At 64.0% G+C, this 18,269-nt stretch carries 16 protein-coding genes and 1 pseudogene; 11 read left to right on the top strand and 6 right to left on the bottom strand.

Features of this window, described 5'->3' with window-relative positions; genetic code table 11:
* Positions 1 to 11: 11 nt before the first annotated feature.
* The 6 genes from ABB29_RS14555 to ABB29_RS14530 all read left to right on the top strand — a co-directional run bounded on the left by ABB29_RS14555 (position 12) and on the right by ABB29_RS14530 (position 5,558).
* A complete protein-coding gene (locus ABB29_RS14555) occupies positions 12 to 704 on the top strand; it encodes a Fe2+-dependent dioxygenase (RefSeq protein WP_057660333.1) in 693 nt (230 codons plus the stop codon).
* A gap of 161 nt (positions 705 to 865) precedes the next feature.
* Positions 866 to 1,507 (top strand): PepSY-associated TM helix domain-containing protein, encoded by a 642-nt coding sequence (locus tag ABB29_RS14550; RefSeq protein ID WP_057660332.1) that lies wholly within the window; start codon positions 866 to 868, stop codon positions 1,505 to 1,507.
* A 41-nt stretch (positions 1,508 to 1,548) separates the two neighbouring features.
* Entirely contained in the window at positions 1,549 to 2,058 is a 510-nt protein-coding gene (locus ABB29_RS14545) for a DUF2271 domain-containing protein (RefSeq protein WP_157062686.1), read from the top strand.
* Between the two features lie 27 nt (positions 2,059 to 2,085).
* Positions 2,086 to 2,895 carry a DUF4198 domain-containing protein gene (locus ABB29_RS14540; RefSeq protein WP_057660327.1) on the top strand — a complete coding sequence of 270 codons (810 nt, stop codon included), beginning with the start codon at positions 2,086 to 2,088 and terminating at the stop codon, positions 2,893 to 2,895.
* A 75-nt stretch (positions 2,896 to 2,970) separates the two neighbouring features.
* Positions 2,971 to 3,924, top strand: a complete 954-nt coding sequence (locus ABB29_RS14535) for an FAD:protein FMN transferase (RefSeq protein ID WP_245622648.1) — start codon at positions 2,971 to 2,973, stop codon at positions 3,922 to 3,924.
* A gap of 59 nt (positions 3,925 to 3,983) precedes the next feature.
* Positions 3,984 to 5,558, top strand: a complete 1,575-nt coding sequence (locus ABB29_RS14530) for a sulfite reductase subunit alpha (RefSeq protein ID WP_245622647.1) — start codon at positions 3,984 to 3,986, stop codon at positions 5,556 to 5,558.
* Positions 5,559 to 6,445: 887 nt separating this feature from the next.
* Here the strand turns inward: ABB29_RS14530 and ABB29_RS14525 are convergent.
* Together ABB29_RS14525 and ABB29_RS14515 are read right to left on the bottom strand one after the other, a co-directional pair.
* Positions 6,446 to 7,126, bottom strand: a complete 681-nt coding sequence (locus tag ABB29_RS14525; protein WP_425414779.1) for a HutD/Ves family protein — start codon at positions 7,124 to 7,126, stop codon at positions 6,446 to 6,448.
* Between the two features lie 604 nt (positions 7,127 to 7,730).
* Positions 7,731 to 8,075 carry a ComEA family DNA-binding protein gene (locus tag ABB29_RS14515; RefSeq protein ID WP_057660318.1) on the bottom strand — a complete coding sequence of 115 codons (345 nt, stop codon included), beginning with the start codon at positions 8,073 to 8,075 and terminating at the stop codon, positions 7,731 to 7,733.
* Between the two features lie 237 nt (positions 8,076 to 8,312).
* Here ABB29_RS14515 and ABB29_RS14510 point away from each other — a divergent pair, with 237 nt between their 5' ends.
* Positions 8,313 to 9,803 (top strand): M20 family metallopeptidase, encoded by a 1,491-nt coding sequence (locus ABB29_RS14510; protein WP_057660316.1) that lies wholly within the window; start codon positions 8,313 to 8,315, stop codon positions 9,801 to 9,803.
* 139 nt (positions 9,804 to 9,942) lie between these two features.
* Here the strand turns inward: ABB29_RS14510 and ABB29_RS14505 are convergent.
* A pseudogene (locus tag ABB29_RS14505) lies at positions 9,943 to 11,348 on the bottom strand (mannose-1-phosphate guanylyltransferase/mannose-6-phosphate isomerase).
* A 71-nt stretch (positions 11,349 to 11,419) separates the two neighbouring features.
* Between ABB29_RS14505 and ABB29_RS14500 the strand changes: the two are divergent.
* Both ABB29_RS14500 and murU read left to right on the top strand, forming a co-directional pair.
* Entirely contained in the window at positions 11,420 to 12,436 is a 1,017-nt protein-coding gene (locus ABB29_RS14500; protein ID WP_057660314.1) for an aminoglycoside phosphotransferase family protein, read from the top strand.
* Complete coding sequence (gene murU, locus ABB29_RS14495) at positions 12,433 to 13,137, top strand: N-acetylmuramate alpha-1-phosphate uridylyltransferase MurU (protein ID WP_057660312.1); 705 nt, start codon at positions 12,433 to 12,435, stop codon at positions 13,135 to 13,137. Before ABB29_RS14500 ends, murU begins: the two co-directional genes overlap by 4 nt.
* Before the next feature lie 20 nt (positions 13,138 to 13,157).
* Here murU and hda read toward each other — a convergent pair whose 3' ends face one another.
* The 3 genes from hda to ABB29_RS14480 are packed head-to-tail and all read right to left on the bottom strand — an operon-like array spanning position 13,158 to position 16,155.
* Positions 13,158 to 13,889, bottom strand: a complete 732-nt coding sequence (gene hda / locus ABB29_RS14490) for a DnaA regulatory inactivator Hda (RefSeq protein WP_057660311.1) — start codon at positions 13,887 to 13,889, stop codon at positions 13,158 to 13,160.
* Complete coding sequence (locus tag ABB29_RS14485) at positions 13,886 to 15,046, bottom strand: AI-2E family transporter (RefSeq protein ID WP_057660309.1); 1,161 nt, start codon at positions 15,044 to 15,046, stop codon at positions 13,886 to 13,888. Before ABB29_RS14485 ends, hda begins: the two co-directional genes overlap by 4 nt.
* Before the next feature lie 23 nt (positions 15,047 to 15,069).
* Positions 15,070 to 16,155 (bottom strand): DUF2066 domain-containing protein, encoded by a 1,086-nt coding sequence (locus tag ABB29_RS14480; RefSeq protein WP_057660307.1) that lies wholly within the window; start codon positions 16,153 to 16,155, stop codon positions 15,070 to 15,072.
* A gap of 298 nt (positions 16,156 to 16,453) precedes the next feature.
* Here ABB29_RS14480 and purM point away from each other — a divergent pair, with 298 nt between their 5' ends.
* Both purM and purN read left to right on the top strand, forming a co-directional pair.
* Entirely contained in the window at positions 16,454 to 17,473 is a 1,020-nt protein-coding gene (gene purM / locus ABB29_RS14475) for a phosphoribosylformylglycinamidine cyclo-ligase (protein ID WP_157062685.1), read from the top strand.
* 135 nt (positions 17,474 to 17,608) lie between these two features.
* A complete protein-coding gene (purN, locus tag ABB29_RS14470) occupies positions 17,609 to 18,259 on the top strand; it encodes a phosphoribosylglycinamide formyltransferase (protein WP_057660301.1) in 651 nt (216 codons plus the stop codon).
* The last annotated feature ends 10 nt before the right edge of the window (positions 18,260 to 18,269 follow it).

Here is an 18,269-nt window from a genome sequence, read left to right as displayed (position 1 = left end):
ACAGGTTAGCCATGCTGCTGCACATTCCCGATGTCCTGACTCCGCAACAGCTCGCCGACATCCGCCAGCGGCTGGACGGCGCCGACTGGGTCGACGGCCGGCAGACCGTCGGCGACCAGGGTGCGCAGGTCAAGCGCAACCAGCAACTGGCGGATCACTCACCGTTGCGCCAGCAACTGGGCGCGCAGATCGAAGCCGCGGTGCTGGGCAATCCGTTGTTTTTCGCCGCCACGCTGCCGCTGCGGCTGCTGCCGCCACGTTTCAATCGATACCAGGGTGGCGGCCAGTATGGTTTCCACGTTGACGGCGCGGTCATGCAACTGGCCGCGACCGCCGGCAGCGCCGCCAGCCAGCTGCGCTCGGATGTATCCTGCACGCTGTTCCTGTGCGAGCCGGACGAATATGACGGCGGCGAACTCATCATCAGTGACACCTATGGCGAGCACGAGGTCAAACTGCCGGCAGGCGACGCAGTGATCTATCCATCCAGCAGCCTGCACCGGGTGCAGCCGGTCAGCCGTGGTGCGCGGTTGGCGTCATTCTTCTGGGTGCAGAGCATGATCCGTGACGACAGCCAACGCCGCATGCTGTACGAAATGGACACCTGCGTGCAGACCCTGGCCCGCACCGGCGCCGACAGCGCCGCGGTGCTGCAACTCACCGGCATCTACCACAACCTGCTTCGGCGCTGGGCCGAAGTCTAGCCGTTCCATTGGCTGCAATCGGTGGCCGATGACCATCGCAGCCCGCCTCCTGCCCGCTCGGTCGCTTCCAGCAATGGCCGCGCGGGCAGGCACCCTAATTGAGAGTAATTCTCATTCGTGCTTAAATGCATGGCACGATTCTCCTCTTCGAGTGTCCTTCCTTGGCCGCCACGCGTACCTCCACTGCCGCCATTCAGCAACAGCGTCGCGGCTTCTGGCTGCGCACGCTGCACCAGTGGCACTGGATCAGTTCGGCGATATGCCTGATCGGCATGCTGTTGTTCGCCATCACCGGCATCACCCTCAATCATGCTTCGCGCATCGAAGCCGAGCCGCAAATCGACAACCGGCAATTGCAGCTGCCGGCGCCGCTGCTTGCCGGGCTGCGCGGACATGCGGACGGCAATGCACCACTGCCATCGGCGTCGGCATCCTGGCTGGGCAAGGAGCTGGCCGTCGCCATCGGCCGCAAGCCGGCCGAGTGGTCGCAAGACGAAATCTATCTGTCGATGCCCGGGCCCGGCAGTGACGCGTGGCTGAGCATTGATCGCGAAAGTGGCGCGGTCGAGTATGAAGCCACCCGGCGTGGCTGGATTTCCTACTTCAACGATCTGCACAAAGGTCGCAATGCCGGGCCGGCCTGGGGCTGGTTCCTGGACTTGTTCGCCGTCGCCTGCCTGGTGTTCTGCATCACCGGCCTGTTCCTGCTGCAGCTGCATGCGCGCCAGCGCCGGATGACCTGGCCGATGGTCGGGCTGGGCCTGATCGTGCCGCTGTTGATTGCCCTGCTTTTCATCCATTGACTCCCTTCATAGCGCGAGCGTCATCCATGAAACGAACCATCATTCCCACCAGCCTGACGATCGCCTTGAGCGGCTTGCTGGGCGTACCGGTCTATGCCGCGCAGCTGGACGTCACGGTGGAAGTGCCGAAGTTGAACGTGGCCGAGTATCACCGCCCCTACGTCGCCATCTGGATTGAAGGCGCCGACAACAAGACCGCCGCCGATCTTTCAGTCTGGTACCAGAACACCGACACCAAGGAAGGCCATGGCACCAAGTGGCTGCCGGATCTGCGGCAATGGTGGCGCAAGTCCGGTCGCACCCTGGAACTGCCGGTAGATGGCGTTACCGGCCCGACCCGCCCGGCGGGCAGGCATTCGCTTTCCTTTGGCGATGCGCAACCGCAACTGGCCGGACTGGCACCGGGTCAGTACACGCTGGTGGTGGAAGCCGCCCGCGAAGTCGGCGGCCGCGAGCTGCTGAAGATTCCCTTTACCTGGCCGGCCGCTTCCACTGGCAAGGCCCAGGGCAAAAGCGAGCTGGGCGCGGTCAGCCTGGCGGTCAAGCCCTGATTCACTCAATTCCCTCCGGAGACACACATGAAGCGTTCCCTGATTGCCGCCATCGCCCTGGCCAGCCTGTTGCCGATGTCGCAGGCAATGGCCCACAAGACCTGGCTGCTGCCTTCGCAGACCGTGATCGCCGGTGACAGCCCATGGATCACGGTGGATGCCGCCGTGTCCAACGACCTGTTCTACTTCAACCATGTGCCCTTGCGTACCGATGGACTGGTCATCACCGCGCCCGACGGCAGCCAGATGCAAGCGCAGAACGTCGCCACCGGCAAGTACCGCACCGTGTTCGACGTCGAACTGAAGCAGACCGGCACCTATCGCATCGCCGTGGTCAACAATGGATTGTTTGGCAGTTGGGAGGAAAACGGCCAGCGCAAACGCTGGCGTGGCAGCCCGGCCAGCTTTGCCAGCGAAGTGCCGAAGGACGCCAAGGATCTGCAGGTATCGCAATCGACGGGACGCATCGAGACGTTCGTGACCAATGGTTCGCCCAGCCAGACCGCCTTGGCGGCGACCGGCCAGGGGCTGGAACTGGTCGCGGTCACCCATCCCAACGATCTGTTCGCTGGCGAAAGCGCTACTTTCAGGATGCTGTTGGATGGCAAACCGGCGAGCGGGCTGCAATTCGAGATTACCCGCGGCGGTACCCGTTACCGCAATGCGCAGGAATCGATCCATGTCAGCACCGACGCCGAAGGGCAGTTCAGCGTGACCTGGCCTGAGGCCGGCATGTACTGGCTGGAGACCACCTATGAAGACGACAGGACGTCGCTGCCGCAAGCCGGCAAGCGCCGCCTGAGCTATGTCGCCACCCTGGAAGTGCTGCCGCAGTAGTAAACACGGATCCCACGCGGGGCCAGCCACGCCGCCAGGCGTGCGCTTGCCTGCGGACTGCCGATGCCTATCGACGTGAGTACAACCCATCTGCACAGCCTGCTGGGACAGACCATGGGCACCACCTGGTCGGTCCGCCTGCGCTTGCCTGGCGAGCATGATCTGCACGCGTTGCACGACGGCGTGCAGGCGCGCCTGGACAGCATCGTCGCGCAGATGAGTACATGGTGGAGCAGCTCCGACATCAGCCGCTACAACCATGCCCCCGCGGGCAGTTGGCATCGGCTGCCCGAAGACTTTGGCAACGTGCTGCACTGCGCGCTCGACATCGCCCGTCGCAGCGGCGGTACGTTTGACCCTACTGTCGGACCGCTGGTCGCGGCCTGGGGATTTGGTGCTGATGCCGGCCCGCGTGCGGTTCCAGCACCGGAACCGCTGGCACAGGCGCGCGCGCGGGTCGGCTGGCAACGGATACAGACCACCATCGAACCACTGCTGCTGTTGCAGCCCGGGGATTTGCATCTGGACTTCTCGGCCATTGCCAAAGGTTATGCCGTCGACTGCGTGCTGGCCCATCTGCGCGACCAACAGGTTCCCGCCGCCCTGGTGGAAATCGGCGGCGAACTGGCCGGCTACGGACGCAAGGCCGATGGCCAGTGCTGGCAGGTGCTGGTGGAAGCCTCACCGGATGATGCCGACAACGACGATGATCCACTGTTGCTGGCACTTGATGGTGTTGCCGTCGCGACTTCGGGACTGCACTGGCATCAGTTCGAACAGCAGGGCCAGTCGTTTTCGCACACCATTGATCCCCGCAGCGGGCGGCCAGTGCTCGATGCGCCGGCCGCGGTCACCGTGATCTGCCAGCAGGCGATGCAGGCCGATGCCTGGGCAACGGCCTTGACCGTCATGGGCATGCAGGCCGGTCTGGCATTCGCCCAGAGCCAGGGTCTGGCCGCACGCTTCGTTGCCAGCGATGCTGGCACGCCGGCCATGGCCACAACCGCGTTCAACGCGTTCGTATCCTGATGACCGTTGGCGCCTCGTCCTCATCATCATGGCGACCGTGGCTGGGCCACGGACTGGTCGTGTCCGTGCTGGTGGGGCTGGCCGCGATCTCGTTCTGCCTGCAGCGGGGAAGCTGGTGGATTGCCACCCCAACGATGTCGCACTGGGTCTGGGCCGTCGCCGCACTGCTGGCGTACCTGGCATTGTCGGCCTGGTTCACTCGAAACCAGCGCCACCTCGCCGAGGCCAGAAATTCGGCAACCACCGGGGCGACAATCACGGTGGCCTACGCCAGTCAGACCGGTTTTGCGCTGGATCTGGCCGAACGCACCGCGCAGTCGTTGAACGATGCAGGTATCGACGCCCAGCTGGTGGCCCTGGAGCGGCTGGACCATGCACGTCTGGGCGCTACCCGGCGCCTGTTGCTGATTGCCAGCACCACCGGAGAAGGCGACCCACCCGACCACGCCTTGAAGTTCGTCCGCCAGTTGATGCCACAGGCAGCAGACCTGCATGGACTGCAATACGCGGTGCTGGCGCTGGGTGATCGCGAGTACGCGAACTTCTGTGCCTTTGGCCATCAGCTGGATCGCTGGTTGCGGCATGCCGGCGCGCAACCGTTGTTCGATCTGGTGGAAGTGGACAATGCCGATGAAGGCGCGCTGCGCCATTGGCAACATCACCTGGGCCAGCTCAGCGGGGTGACCGACCTTCCCGATTGGTCGCCGGTCGATTATCAACCCTGGCGGTTGCAACGACGGCAGCTGTTGAATCCCGGCAGCGTCGGGCAACCGGTATTCCAGTTGGATCTGGTGCCAGCCGACGGCGCTCTGCCGGACTGGAACGCCGGTGACCTGGTCGAAATCGGCCCTCGTCATCCGTCAGCCAGCGTCGTCGCCCTGCTACGGCAGGCGACCCTGGATCCAGAGGCCTCGGTACAGGTGGACGGACAGGCGCGACGCTTGCTCGATGTCATGGTCGCCGCTCACCTGCCGGCACCCAGCGAGATCCGGACGCTGGACGAGCAGGCGCTGGCGGACAGAGTCAAACCGTTGCCGCATCGCGAGTATTCGCTTGCGACATTGCCCAGTGAAGGCAGTGCACGCCTGCTGGTCCGGTTGACGCGGCATGAGGATGGCAGCAGTGGGCTCGGCAGCGGCTGGCTTTGCCAGCACGCCGACATCGGCGCCACCATCGATCTGCGCGTGCGCCGCAATCCCAATTTCCAACCGCCCGTCGACGCTGCGCCGTTGATCCTGATTGGCAACGGCACCGGTATCGCCGGCCTGCGTGCTCATCTCAAACACCGGATCCGGCAGTCCAGTCGGCGTAACTGGCTGTTGCTTGGCGAACGCCAGCGGGACATCGATTTTTTCTTTTCTGAAGAGCTGCTCGCCTGGCAGCAGGCGGGTTTCATCGAACGGCTCGATACCGCGTTCTCACGCGACCAGACCGACCGCATCTACGTACAGGACAGGCTGCGGGCAGCGGCCGGCGTCCTCCGGCAATGGGTCGAGGACGGTGCCGTCATTCTGGTCTGCGGCAGTCTGCACGGGATGGCGCCGTCGGTTGACGCGGTACTGCGTGCGACTCTGGGCGACGCACAGGTCGAACAGCTGATTGAGAGTGGCCGCTATCGTCGCGACGTGTACTGATTCGACCCACTTCGAACGGCAACGGCGATAGCTGCTCGCGCGTGCCTGTTTGGTGTCCATGACGTCTACAGATCAATCCAGGGCCAGGTCCAGCCCGTGTCCCTCGGCTGACGGCCGCAACACTCCATATGAACCTGGCTGGTCGCGCCAACGGCACGAAGCCGGCACGGCTTGCGGTGCGCCCATAGACGGCTGCTGCTGCGACCGCGACTGCGACCGCGCTGCAAGCTGCGCTCTGCAATCCGCGACAACGCTGAGGTTACAGCGGTCACCCGGCGGCCCATCTTCTGCCATCGCGATGCAGGATTGGCATGGCTTTGCCAAACGTCAATCCGAGGCAAGCGGCTGTATAACCCCAGAAGGACCTGCGCCAACGGAAACATCGGCAACACAGTGCGTGGACTTACAACCGCCTGGTCGTCGCAGCCAGCTGTGCGCTCTGATCAATATGGGATCCTTGGATCTTTGTACTACGTCGATCGCATGCGCGACGCTGGACGGAATTCTCTCTCGCTCCCTCAACACCACAAGCTGCGCCACACGAAGCACCCCCCGGAATCCCGGGTGAACTGCATCGATGGCACAGCAGAGGCGCGAAACAGAGACTTCCCGCCGTGCCTTCAGCGATGCATCGCGGCTGGTCAGGTAAACGCAGGTGTCGGCTTTTCGCTGGCTCTTGCAGACGCAGGCTTGCATTTGGCCCGCGTTACCAGCGTTTCGGGGGAATGGGATTATGGTGTTTTGTCCCTGCTTTCATGACCCCCGTCTGTCGCCGCAGCGCCGAAGGCGATTGTTGTCGTGGTCGTGATCATTGCTTTGGCAGCTCGGCATCAGCTGCTGCGCGACATGCTTCGCGCTGGGCGAACTGTTGCCGCTTTCGGCATTGTTCACGCGATGGTCCTGCTTGTTGCTGCTGCCGGCAGCCTGATCACGATCAGGCTGCCCCCGCCTTCCAGCGCGAAACGGCTTCTGCTCGTCGCCGAGGCCAGGATGGCAGTGTCGCCGCTCTGCAATGATGGCAGGCCGGCATCTTCGTTCCATCCGGCTTGACCGGCCACCATGTGGACCATCCAGGTAACGCCCGGCTCAACGAAGAACACCATCGACCCCGTCAGCGGCCGTACCGCCAGCTCCGCCTGGACGTGGGTTGGATTCCACATCAGGTTGAAGTCCTGCGTCGGGCCATCGGTCAACACGGCTCTCACGACACGATCGCCAGAAAACCGCAGCTTGCCGCGAGGCGGCTCCAGCAGCGCCTGCTGTCCATCATCGAACACCAGCCGCATGCCATTGCCGCTCAACAGTACCAACTCTCTTTCGATACCCGGGAAGCGTGAAAACGCCGCATCCTGTTCAATCTCGGCAATCGACACCCGCCAGTGCCAGTCAGTCGTCGCGTTAGCGGGGCCGCGGATGATTTCGCGGGTCCAGCCCAGGCCATTCTTCCAGCGCTCGCGCCGATACTCGGCGGCTTTGATTACACGGCTTGCTGCTTCCATCACCGACTCTCTCGCCAAAGCAAGCAGTTTAGATCCTGCTATGCCTTCCGGGTCAGGGGAGGGTTCCATTTCACTGATAACCACCCACGCAGCGCTGAAGTCGCGACTGGCTTGCTGTCGGACTTGCTGTCGGACTTGCTGTCGGACTTGCTGTCGGACTTGCTGTCGGACTTGCTGTCGGACTTGCTGTCGGGCTTGCTGTCGGGCTGCTGTCGGACTTGTTGCCGGGCTTGTTGCCGGGCTAGCTGCCGGGCTAGCTGCCGACGCGACGCGTCGGCAGCTAGCAAAGGTTGATGCTTGCGTCGCCGCCATCGGCGGCATGGCCAGCGCGGCTGGCCAGCAGGTAATGTTCATGGCCCACTGAATGATGCATTCGCCCGCGGAGCGCTTTTCAGCAAATACATCTCCCGCGACTGTACATCGGTGTGAGAGACCCACTTCAGTCGGCCACAAAAGACGACCGCCCGGCAGCATATCCATGCTCCGGGCGGTCAATACTTCCGTGTTGGCTCCTTGCCTGTCTGCAGACGTCCTGCCTGCTGTGCTACCCATCCGTGCGGTGCATCCTGTTGATTAGTACGTCCCTGTCGGCATCCTTCCCTCTCCCCCTACGGCTTCCTGCCCCTTTCCGTCCTGGTCACGCATCCTGCGATGGCCAAGGCGGGGGTTCTGTTTAGCGACGTGTCAGTGCCGCCGGCTTCTTGTCAACCGGTTTACTGGCACCTGCGCGCTTGGCCGGTACGGCGGGAGTGCGAAGTTCAATACGGTCTCGATTCTTCTCGATTGTCTTCAATCCGATTCCCTTGACCATCGCCAGTTCCTCCGGGCTCTTGAAGGGTCCATTGGTCTTGCGATAGTCAACAATGGCCTCCGCTTTGGACGGGCCTATTCCGATCAGGTCTGCCTGCAGCTGACTTGCATCCGCGGTGTTGATGTTCACCTTGTCGGCTGCAAATGCGCTGGTGGCCAGCACCAGCGACAGTGCTAGGGCTTTCAGCAGGTTGGCGATCGATTCCATGGCAACTCTCCTTGTATTTGACTGGTCCTTCGCGGCTGCCAGGATTCACCCGGCGGCCCCGGAGTTTCCGTTCCTGTTCATCCTGAGGAACGGTGGAAACAGTCTGCTTGTTGCCATGGCCACAAGATATCCCTTGGCATCCACAAAAACTGCCGGAAAAGGCCGTTGCCCCTCGTAGGAAATTTCCTACCCTTGGCGACCGGCGTAGAATGTCCTCACAATTCCCGAGGAGATGTTATGGACACCGCCAAAGTCGATGCGTTCGTCGCCGACAAATGGGACCAGGAAATCGTGCCGCAACTGGTCGAATACATCCGCATACCCAACAAGTCGCCGATGTTCGACAAGGACTGGGTGGCCAACGGCTACATGGAGCAGGCGGTCACCCTGATGCAGGACTGGGCCAAGGCACAGCCGGTCAAGGGCATGGCCCTCGAAGTCATCCGCCTGCCTGAGCGCACCCCGCTGATTTTCATCGAAATTGCCGCCAGCGGCGCCGATACCGGCCAGGACACCGTGCTGCTGTATGGGCATTTGGACAAGCAGCCGGAAATGACCGGCTGGGACGACGACCTGGGTCCATGGAAGCCGGTGCTCAAGGGCGACAAGCTGTACGGACGCGGCGGCGCCGATGACGGCTATGCGATCTTCGGCTCGCTGACCGCCATCCAGGCGCTGCAGGAACAAGGCGTCCCGCACGCCCGCTGCGTGATCCTGATTGAAGCCTGCGAGGAATCCGGCAGCTACGACCTGCCCGCCTATGTCGATCATCTGGCCGACAGGATTGGCAAGCCGTCACTGGTGGTATGCCTGGACTCGGGCTGCGGCAACTACGACCAGCTGTGGTGCACGACCTCCCTGCGCGGCATGGCCGGCGGCAACTTCACGGTCAAGGTGCTGGAGGAAGGCGTGCATTCCGGTGATGCCTCGGGCGTCGTGCCCTCCAGTTTCCGCCTGCTGCGGCAGTTGCTATCCCGCCTGGAGGACGAAAACACCGGCCGCATCCTGCCTGAGGGTCTGCAGGTCGAGGTCCCCGCCGAACGCCTGGCCCAGGCGCAGCAGGCCGCGCAGGTGCTGGATACGGCGGTGTTCGACAAATTTCCGTTCCTGCCGGGGATGACCCCGATGGCCGAAGATCTGACCGAACTGGTGCTCAACCGGACCTGGCGATCGGCGTTGTCGATCACCGGTGCCGACGGCCTGCCGGCATTATCATCGGCCGGCAACGTGCTGCGCCCGCATACCTCGGTGAAGGTGTCGCTGCGACTGCCGCCGACGCTGGATGGCAAGCAGGCCGGCGAACTGCTGAAGGACCTGCTGCTGAAGGACCCGCCGAATGGCGCCCATGTCAGCCTGGAACTGGAAAAAGCCAGCACCGGCTGGAATGCGCCGGCGATGTCACCCTGGCTGTCCAAGGCCATCGACGACGCCAGCCAGGAATTCTTTGGCGCGCCGGCGATGTACATGGGCGAAGGCGGCACCATTCCATTCATGGGTATGCTGGGCGAGAAATTCCCCGGTGCGCAGTTCATGATCACGGGCGTGCTGGGTCCGCATTCCAACGCTCACGGTCCAAACGAGTTCCTGCACATCCCGATGGGCAAGAAGGTCACCGCCTGTGTGGCCCGGGTGCTGGCCGAGCATCATGCCGCCAGCGTCCGCGGCGAAACGGCCGGCGTGGCGGCGGTCGCGGGCGGCGAGCAGCACGGCGACCATGGTTGCTGCTGAAGCTGCTTAATCGAACAGAAAAGCCCCGCATTGCGGGGCTTTTTTTGTTTGCCTGATTACGGAAGTGCATTGCGGGATCGCCCGCCACCCATGCTTGAACGAAACAGGCGCGGCCACTACCGCGGGACACGCTGCCAGGCTATTCGCTACGACCGTAGATGTCGGAATAGCGGACGATGTCGTCCTCGCCCAGATAGTCACCGGACTGCACTTCGACCAGCTCCAGCCATTGGCTGCCGGGATTTTCCAGTCGATGCTTGGCGCCGATCGGAATGTAGGTCGACTGGTTTTCGTACAGCTCGAACACATCATTGTCACGGGTGACGCGGGCAACGCCTTTCACTACGATCCAGTGTTCGGCACGGTGCCGATGCGATTGCAGGGACAACTGGGCGCCTGGTTTGACCTTGATCCGCTTGACCTGGTGACGGCTGCCGATATCGACCGAATCGTAGCTGCCCCAAGGCCGGTGCACTTCCCGATGCAGGATGGCCTGGCTGCGCTGTGACTGCTTGAGGCGGGCAACCACTTGCTTGACCTCCTGGACCCGATCCTTGCGCGCCACCAGCACGGCATCGTCGGTTTCCACCACCACCAGGTCATCGACGCCGACCAGGGCAACCAGGCGCTGTGCATAGGCATAGCTGTTGCGGCTGTCCACCGCGATGACATCACCGTGGTGCGCATTGCCATCCTCATCGCGCTCGGCCACGTCCCACAAAGCCGACCAGCTGCCGACGTCATTCCAGCCGATATCGACCGGCAACACCATCGCCTCGCCGGTCTTTTCCATCACCGCGTAGTCGATCGAATCGGCCGGGCTGGCAGCGAACGCATCCTTGTCCAGGCGGATGAAATCGCCGCCCTGTCGCGCCGATTGCAGCGAATCGCGCACCGCCTCCAGCATGGCCGGCTGGAATTTGCCAAGCTCCGCCAGATAGGCGCTGGCACGAAACAGGAACATGCCGCTGTTCCAGTAATAACCACCTTCCCGCAGATAGCGCTCGGCGGTGGCTTCATCAGGTTTTTCGACAAATCGTTGCACCGGACGGATGCCATGTCCTGGCTGGGCCTGGATATAGCCGAAACCGGTTTCCGGCGCATCGGGCACGATGCCGAAGGTCACCAGCGCACCGCCTTCCGCCGCCGGTATTGCCTGGGTTATCGCTCCACGGAACGCAGCCGCATCCGCCACCACGTGGTCGGACGGCAACACCAGCAGGATCGGATCCTGCCCCACCAGACTGGCTTGCAGTGCAGCCGCGGCGATGGCCGGCGCGGTATTCCGGCCGACCGGTTCCAGCACGATCGCCGGTGTTGGCGCACCCAGCTGCCGGAGCTGCTCGGCGACCAGGAAACGATGTTCTTCGTTGGCGACCACGATCGGCGCGCCAGTGGACAGGGCGCCACCCGCAGCCACGTTTCCTGCAGCATGGTCTTGTCGCCCACCAGCGGCAGGAACTGCTTGGGGTAGCCCTCGCGCGACAGAGGCCACAAACGGGTGCCGGATCCTCCGGACAGCAGAACAATCTGAAGATGTGCCATGGAGTCCTCGCAAGTCGCCAGGGCTCAGTTTACCCTGTGCCACGGACTACTTACCCAGGTGCGATTTGCGCATGACATCTTCGCTTCAGGACGACACTGCACGTGCAGCCCAACGCCTGCAATGGGCGCGCGCGGTGACCGGCAGTGCTGGCCTGCAGTTGTCGCGTGCGTCGGTCGATGCCGGGTTCCGCAGTTACTGGCGGACCGACAGCGTCGACCCGAGCCTTATCGTCATGGATGCACCGCCGGACACCGATGACGTCAGACCGTGGCTGGCATGGCGCGACCGCCTGGATACCGGTGGCGTGCGCGTCCCGCAGGTGCTGGCCCGTGACCTCGACGCAGGCTTCCTGCTGCTGGAGGATCTCGGTGGCCCGACCTTGGCCCAGATCATCAGCGATGACAATGCCGATGAGTGGTTCGATCGCGCGCTTGGCCAGCTGTTGCGCCTGCAGGCGCTGCCGGTGCCGGATGATGCCGGCATATTCGGCGAGGCGCTGCTGCAACGCGATGCCGGTCTGTTCGAGGAATGGTTTCTGCGCCGCCATCTCGGCATCGAACTGGACTGCGAAGGTGCCGAACAGCTGGAACTGGCACAGCGGCGGCTGATGGACAATGCCTTGGGCCAGAAAAAGGTATTGGTACATCGCGATTTCATGCCACGCAACCTGATGCCGACACTGCCGACACCGGCGCTGCTGGATTTCCAGGATTGCGTGCGTGGACCGGTTGCCTATGACCCGGCCAGCCTGTTCAAGGATGCATTCCTGAGCTGGCCACTGGCGCGGGTCGACGGCTGGCTGGCGCGCTATCACCAGATGGCCATCGAGGCCAGTCTGCCGGTACCGGACTGGACGAGCTTCCTGCGCGACGCGGACTGGTCCGGCATCCAGCGCCATCTCAAGATACTGGGGATCTTTTCGCGCCTGCATTATCGCGATGGCAAGTCCCGCTACCTGCAGGATGCACCGCGCTTCATCCGTTATCTCGAGGAAGTTTTGCCCAGGCACCCCCAGCTGTCGGCGCTGCAGATACTGCTGGAGAACCGCATCAAACCGGCGATGGCACGCCTGCAGGCCGATACATGAAGGCCCTGATATTCGCCGCCGGGCTGGGCGAACGCATGCGCCCGCTGACCGACCATACCGCCAAGCCGCTGCTGCAGGCCGGTGGCAAACCGCTGATCGTCTGGCATCTTGAAAAACTGGCGGCGCGCGGCATCCGCGATGTCGTCATCAACACCAGTTGGCTGGCCGGACAGTTCCCGCAGGTGCTCGGCGATGGCAGCAGGTGGGGTCTGAGACTGCACTATTCGTATGAAGGACCGACGCCGCTGGAAACCGGCGGCGGCATGCAGCATGCGCTGCCGATCCTGGGTGACGGACCGTTCATTGCCGTCAATGGCGATATCTGGACCGACTACGACTTCGCCCACCTGCCATCGACTCCCATCGGCGAGGCGCACCTGGTGCTGGTCGACAACCCGCCGCACAACCCGCAGGGGGATTTCCATCTGTCGGCTTCGTCATTGCTGGCCAGTGACGGGTCGCCGCGACTGACGTTTTCCGGCATCGGTGTCTATCGGCCCGAGCTGCTGCAACGCCGGCCGATAGCGGACACTGGACTGGAAGATGGCCCTGCCCGCTTCAAGCTCGCGCCATTGCTGCGAAGCGCGATGAACGCACAGCGCGTCAGCGGTGAACACCATCGCGGCCGCTGGACCGATGTCGGCACCCCGCAGCGGCTGCAACTACTGGACCGGCAACTGGGCGACAACACCAGCGTCTGAACAACCACGCGGGACCGGGCCTAGCCCTCGTTCGTGTTGCCCAGTACTTTGCGCAGGAATGGCACCGTCAGTTTGCGCTGTTCGGCCAGCGATGCACGGTCGAGCCGTTCAAGCATGCCGGTAAGACCGACCAGATCCCGACCGGTGCGTCGCAACAGCCAGTCCAAGGCTGCATCATCGACAATCAGACCACGTCGCTGCGCCCGTTGTGCCAGCACTTCGCGACGACCGTCATCGTCCAGTGGCGCCAAAGCAATACGCGCGCATTGCGACAGACGCGAACGCAGATCGGGCAACAGCAACGGCAGCTCTGCGGGGTTTTCGCGCGATGCGTACAGAATCCCGGTGCCAGCCGTGCGAGCACGGTTGTGAGCGTCGAACAAAGCGATTTCGTCATCGCGATTGCCGACGATCGCCTGCACGTTGTCCAATGCCACCACATCATTGCCTTCAAGCGCCTGCAAGGCATCACCCAGCCGGCCTGCAGCCGTATGCAGCGACAGATAGGCTACCCGGCGACCAGCGGCGCTGGCTTCAGCGCAGGTCGACAGCAACAGATGGGTTTTGCCGACGCCGCCAGGACCACTCAGGAATACCCAGTCCTGCGCCGGCTGCAATGCCAATGCACGCAATTGCGGCAATGCCCCCGGAGGGGCATTGATATAGGTTTCAAATCGCTGATCCGGTGGAAACCGCAATGCCAGCGGCAGTTGCGGACTGGCACCTGGATGGTTGCCGGCGGACGCTGTCACGGACCCGGTTGCTCCGTGTCACTGGGAGGCATCACGATGGTCGCCACCGGCGCTGCGGGCTCCACCTCGGCCGCGTCACCTGCGTACAGATGGCTGTGGGTATAGCGCTCATGGGCGTAGCGCAGCATGACGTTGGTGACTGCCGCCACTGGCAGGGCGATCAGCATGCCAAGGAAGCCGAACAACTGGCCGCCCGCCATGATCGCGAAAATCACCGCCACCGGGTGCAGGCCGATGCGGTCACCGACGATGCGTGGGGTCAGCACGTAGCCTTCCAGCATCTGCCCGACCACGAATACACCCAGCACCAGCGCGATCAGGTTCCAGTCGCCCTGGCTCTGTACAGCGGCGGCGATCAGCCCGAGCACGATGCCGGTGGCGGTGCCCAGATACGGCACGAAGCTGATCAGACCAGCGATGATGCCGATCAGCAGTCCCAGTTTCAGGCCTACCACCGACAAGCCAATCGCGTAGATGGCGCCCAGTGCCAGCATGACCAGGATCTGGCCACGCAGGAACGCGCCCAGCACATCGTTGGACTCACGCGCCAGCCGGTTGACCGTGCTGACCTGGTCGCGCGGTACCAGCGCCGCCACCCGGGCCACCAGCAGGTCCCAGTCACGCAGGAAGTAGAACGTCAGGATCGGCAACAGCACCAGGTTGGCGACCCAGGCCATGACCGCGAAGCCGGAACGCGACAGGTGGCCGAAGAATGTCGCCGCCACGCCGCCCGCCTGCTTCCAGTGGCCGCGCAGCCATTCCATGATCCGGTCGGTATCCAGCCACGAGACCAGTTCCAGCCCGGTGCGCCGCTCCACCCATGGCAGCGCGGTATGCACCATCCAGTCGCGATAGACCGGCAATGATTCGAACAGGGTGCCGATCTGCTTCTCGATCATCGGTACCAGGATCAACAACGCCAGGGTCAGCAGCGCCGCCATCAGGGTGAACACCAGGGTCACCGCCACCGGCCGCGAGCGCCCGGCGCGCTGCAGGCGATCGACCAGCGGATCGCCGAGCCAGCCCAGCAGCGCCGCCAGCACGAACGGGGTCAGCACCGGCGACAGCATATAGATGAGCCAACCGACGATGCCGGCGATCAGCAGCCACTGCCAGCGCCTGGCCAGCGTGCTGACCGGGGTAGGGGTTTGTTCCATGCGGTTGAGCTCCTGCCGACGGCTTATTGGAGGAAGAATACGGGAGGTTCGCCTTCACCACCGACCAGGATGCTGTCATTGCCGAGCATCTGCTTGAAGCCCGGCAGCCCGGAAACCAGATCCAGATCCAGCTCAAGGGTGCTGCCATTGGCGCTGACCGGCGTGATGTTGCGCACCACCACGTTGCTTTGCAGGGCGCTCATCAGGCGGATGTAATCAGCAGTGCTGTTGATGCCGTTGAACACCACCCGGTAGACGCCCGGCGTACCGACCGTGCCGGCCTTGGCATAGCGCTTCATCAGCGCATCGGCGGCGCCATCGGCACCAGAAGCCATGGCCTGGCGCGGATCGGCATTGCTGGACGACCAGCGCGACAGTACCTTGCCGCCGTCTACGAACACCCAGTCGGCCTGCCAGCCGCCATCGGCGCGATAGAGTTTGCCGACCAGTTGCATCGGCGGGCTGTAGCGTGCCGATGCACGCGCCACCGCCGCCGTGTCCTGGCGCCAGATGGCACCGGCCAGTGCCTGTTCGGAAGCGCTGCCGGTCGGCAGGCCCAGGCGGTAGCCGCGCTGGATCGCACGGTCCAGCACCGGTCGCGCGGCATTGGCTTGCTGCAGGCCGACCAGGCGCGGACCGCTGCCGTCGTTGATCGCCAGCCACATCACCGGCTTCGGCCGCGGCTGGGGCCATACCGCCAGCCCCAGCGCACCGGCAATGGCATCAATGCGGGCAGGATCGAAACGCACCACCAGGGTGGTCCGGAAGGTCGGCGCACCACTGGCCGAGGTGCCCTCGTCCTGGCGGAAGTCGTAGCTTTCGACATAGTTGGCTGCGTTGCGCAGCTCGCTGCGCACCTGCGGCTTGGTCGCCGCCGCACGGTCGCCGGAGACCTTGCCCAGCACGATGCCCATCGCCCGCGCGAAGCCGCTGTTGCGGTCCGATTCGGCCTGGCCATTGACCGGGACCTCGGCCTCGTACACCCCCTGCGCGGCCGCGGCATCGCCTTCGGTACGCGCAGACGACTGCGCCCAGGCCATGCCCGGGAGGAAGAAAGCAGTCAGCAGCAACATGACCGCGGCGAAGGAAAAACCTGAAATCCGGCGCATCGAGCGTCCTTGTGCTCAGCAAATCAGGTGAATTGTTGCCCGAATGGCCCCTCCAAGCCAACGCCGGCTGTTCAGGACGCTCGAACTACCGCCTGCCAGGGGCACGAATCCCGTCGCCAGTAACGCGCTGGCGCACCCCTGCCGTGGCTTGGCCGCGGCTGGCGCGGGTTGGCGGTGGCCAATCTTCGACCGCCCTCCATGCCGCGCGCCACGTGCCGGCCGCATTCCTTTAAAATTGTCGCTCTTGCCCCAGCGACGACCGCCCGTGACCCAGCCCACCGCACCTGCCAACACCCCCATGACCTACCGCGACGCGGGGGTCGACATCGATGCCGGCAACGCTCTGGTCGAGCGCATCAAACCGCTGGTGAAGCGCAGTTTCCGGCCGGAAGTGATGGGCGGACTGGGTGGTTTCGGCGCGCTGTTCAATCTCTCCGGCAAGTACCGCGAACCGGTGCTGGTCTCGGGTACCGATGGCGTCGGCACCAAGCTCAAGCTGGCCCAGCAGTGGGGCCGGCATGACAGCATCGGCATCGACCTGGTCGGCATGTGCGTCAATGACGTGCTGGTGCAGGGCGCCGAGCCGTTGTTCTTTCTTGATTACTTCGCTACCGGCAAGCTCGATGTCGACACCGCCGCCGCGGTGGTTGGTGGCATCGCCAAGGGTTGCGAACTGTCCGGCTGCGCACTGATTGGGGGCGAAACCGCCGAAATGCCCGACATGTACGGCCCCGGCGAGTACGACCTGGCCGGCTTCACTGTCGGCGCGGTGGAAAAATCGCAGCTGCTCGATGGCGCCAAGGTGCGCAGCGGCGATGTGCTGGTCGGGCTGGCCTCCAGTGGCCCGCACTCCAATGGCTACTCGCTGATCCGGCGCATCTACGAACGTGCCGGCAGCCCCACCGATGTGGTCCTGGAAGACGGCGTCAGCCTGCAGGACGCGCTGATGGCGCCGACCCGTTTGTACGTCAAGCCGGTGCTGGAACTGCTGGCCCGGCACGATCTGCACGCAATGGCCCACGTCACCGGCGGTGGCCTGACCGAGAACATCATCCGGGTCATTCCGGAAGGCCTGGGCCTGGACATCAAGGCCGGCAGCTGGCCGCTGCCGCCGGTCTTCCAGTGGCTGCAGCGCGAAGGTTCGGTCGAAGACACCGAAATGTGGCGCACCTTCAACTGCGGCATCGGCTTCGTGCTGGTGGTGGCAGCCGAGCAGTTGCCGGACCTGCAGCAGGATCTCGCGCGCCTGGGCCTGGAGCACTGGTCGATTGGCCAGGTGGTCGAGGCAAGCGGCGGCGAACGCGTCCACATTGGCTGAGTCTGGTCGGCAGCGGGCGCTGCAGGCGCACCCGTGGCGCCGTCGCCAGCTGGCTCCACGGCGTGGCTTTTTGCTGGCCGGCCCCATTGCCACCTGCTCACCTTCCCTCACGCCAACGCTCGATAACATCTGCCCATGACATCCCGTATCGCTGTACTGGTCTCCGGTCGCGGCAGCAACCTGCAGGCCATCCTGGACGCCATCGCCAACCACACGCTGGATGCCGAAATCGTCGGCGTATTCTCCAACAAGCACGACGCGCCGGCATTGCAACGAGTGCCGCCAGCGCTGCGTTGGAGCGCGGAAGGCAAATCGTTTCCGGATCGACTGGCGTTTGACGAAGCACTGGGCAATGCGGTCGCCGCGGTTCGTCCCGACTGGGTCGTCTGCGCCGGCTACATGCGCATTCTCAGCGACAGTTTCATCGATCGCTTCCGCGGGTGCCTGCTCAACATCCACCCGTCGCTGCTGCCGAAGTACCGCGGCCTGCGCACCCACGCCCGCGCCCTGGCGGCAGGTGATGCGCAGCACGGGGCCAGCGTGCACTTCCTGGTGCCTGAACTGGACGCCGGCACCGTCATCGCCCAGACCAGCATCGAGGTACAGCCACAGGACAGCCCGGACAGCCTCGCCCAGCGGCTGCTGCCGCTTGAGCACTCGCTGCTGGTCGCCAGTCTGCAACTGGTCTGCGCCGGGCGGGTTTCTGAACAGGGCGACATGGCGATACTGGACGGTCAGCCGCTATTAAAACCGTTGCACCTAGATTCGACGGGACGTTTTTCCTGACCCCACGGGT

The sequence above is a fragment of the Pseudoxanthomonas dokdonensis genome (assembly GCF_001431405.1).
GTDB lineage: Bacteria > Pseudomonadota > Gammaproteobacteria > Xanthomonadales > Xanthomonadaceae > Pseudoxanthomonas_A > Pseudoxanthomonas_A dokdonensis.
Note: the sequence above shows the minus strand (reverse complement) of the source record. Positions and strands in the feature narration are given on the sequence as shown.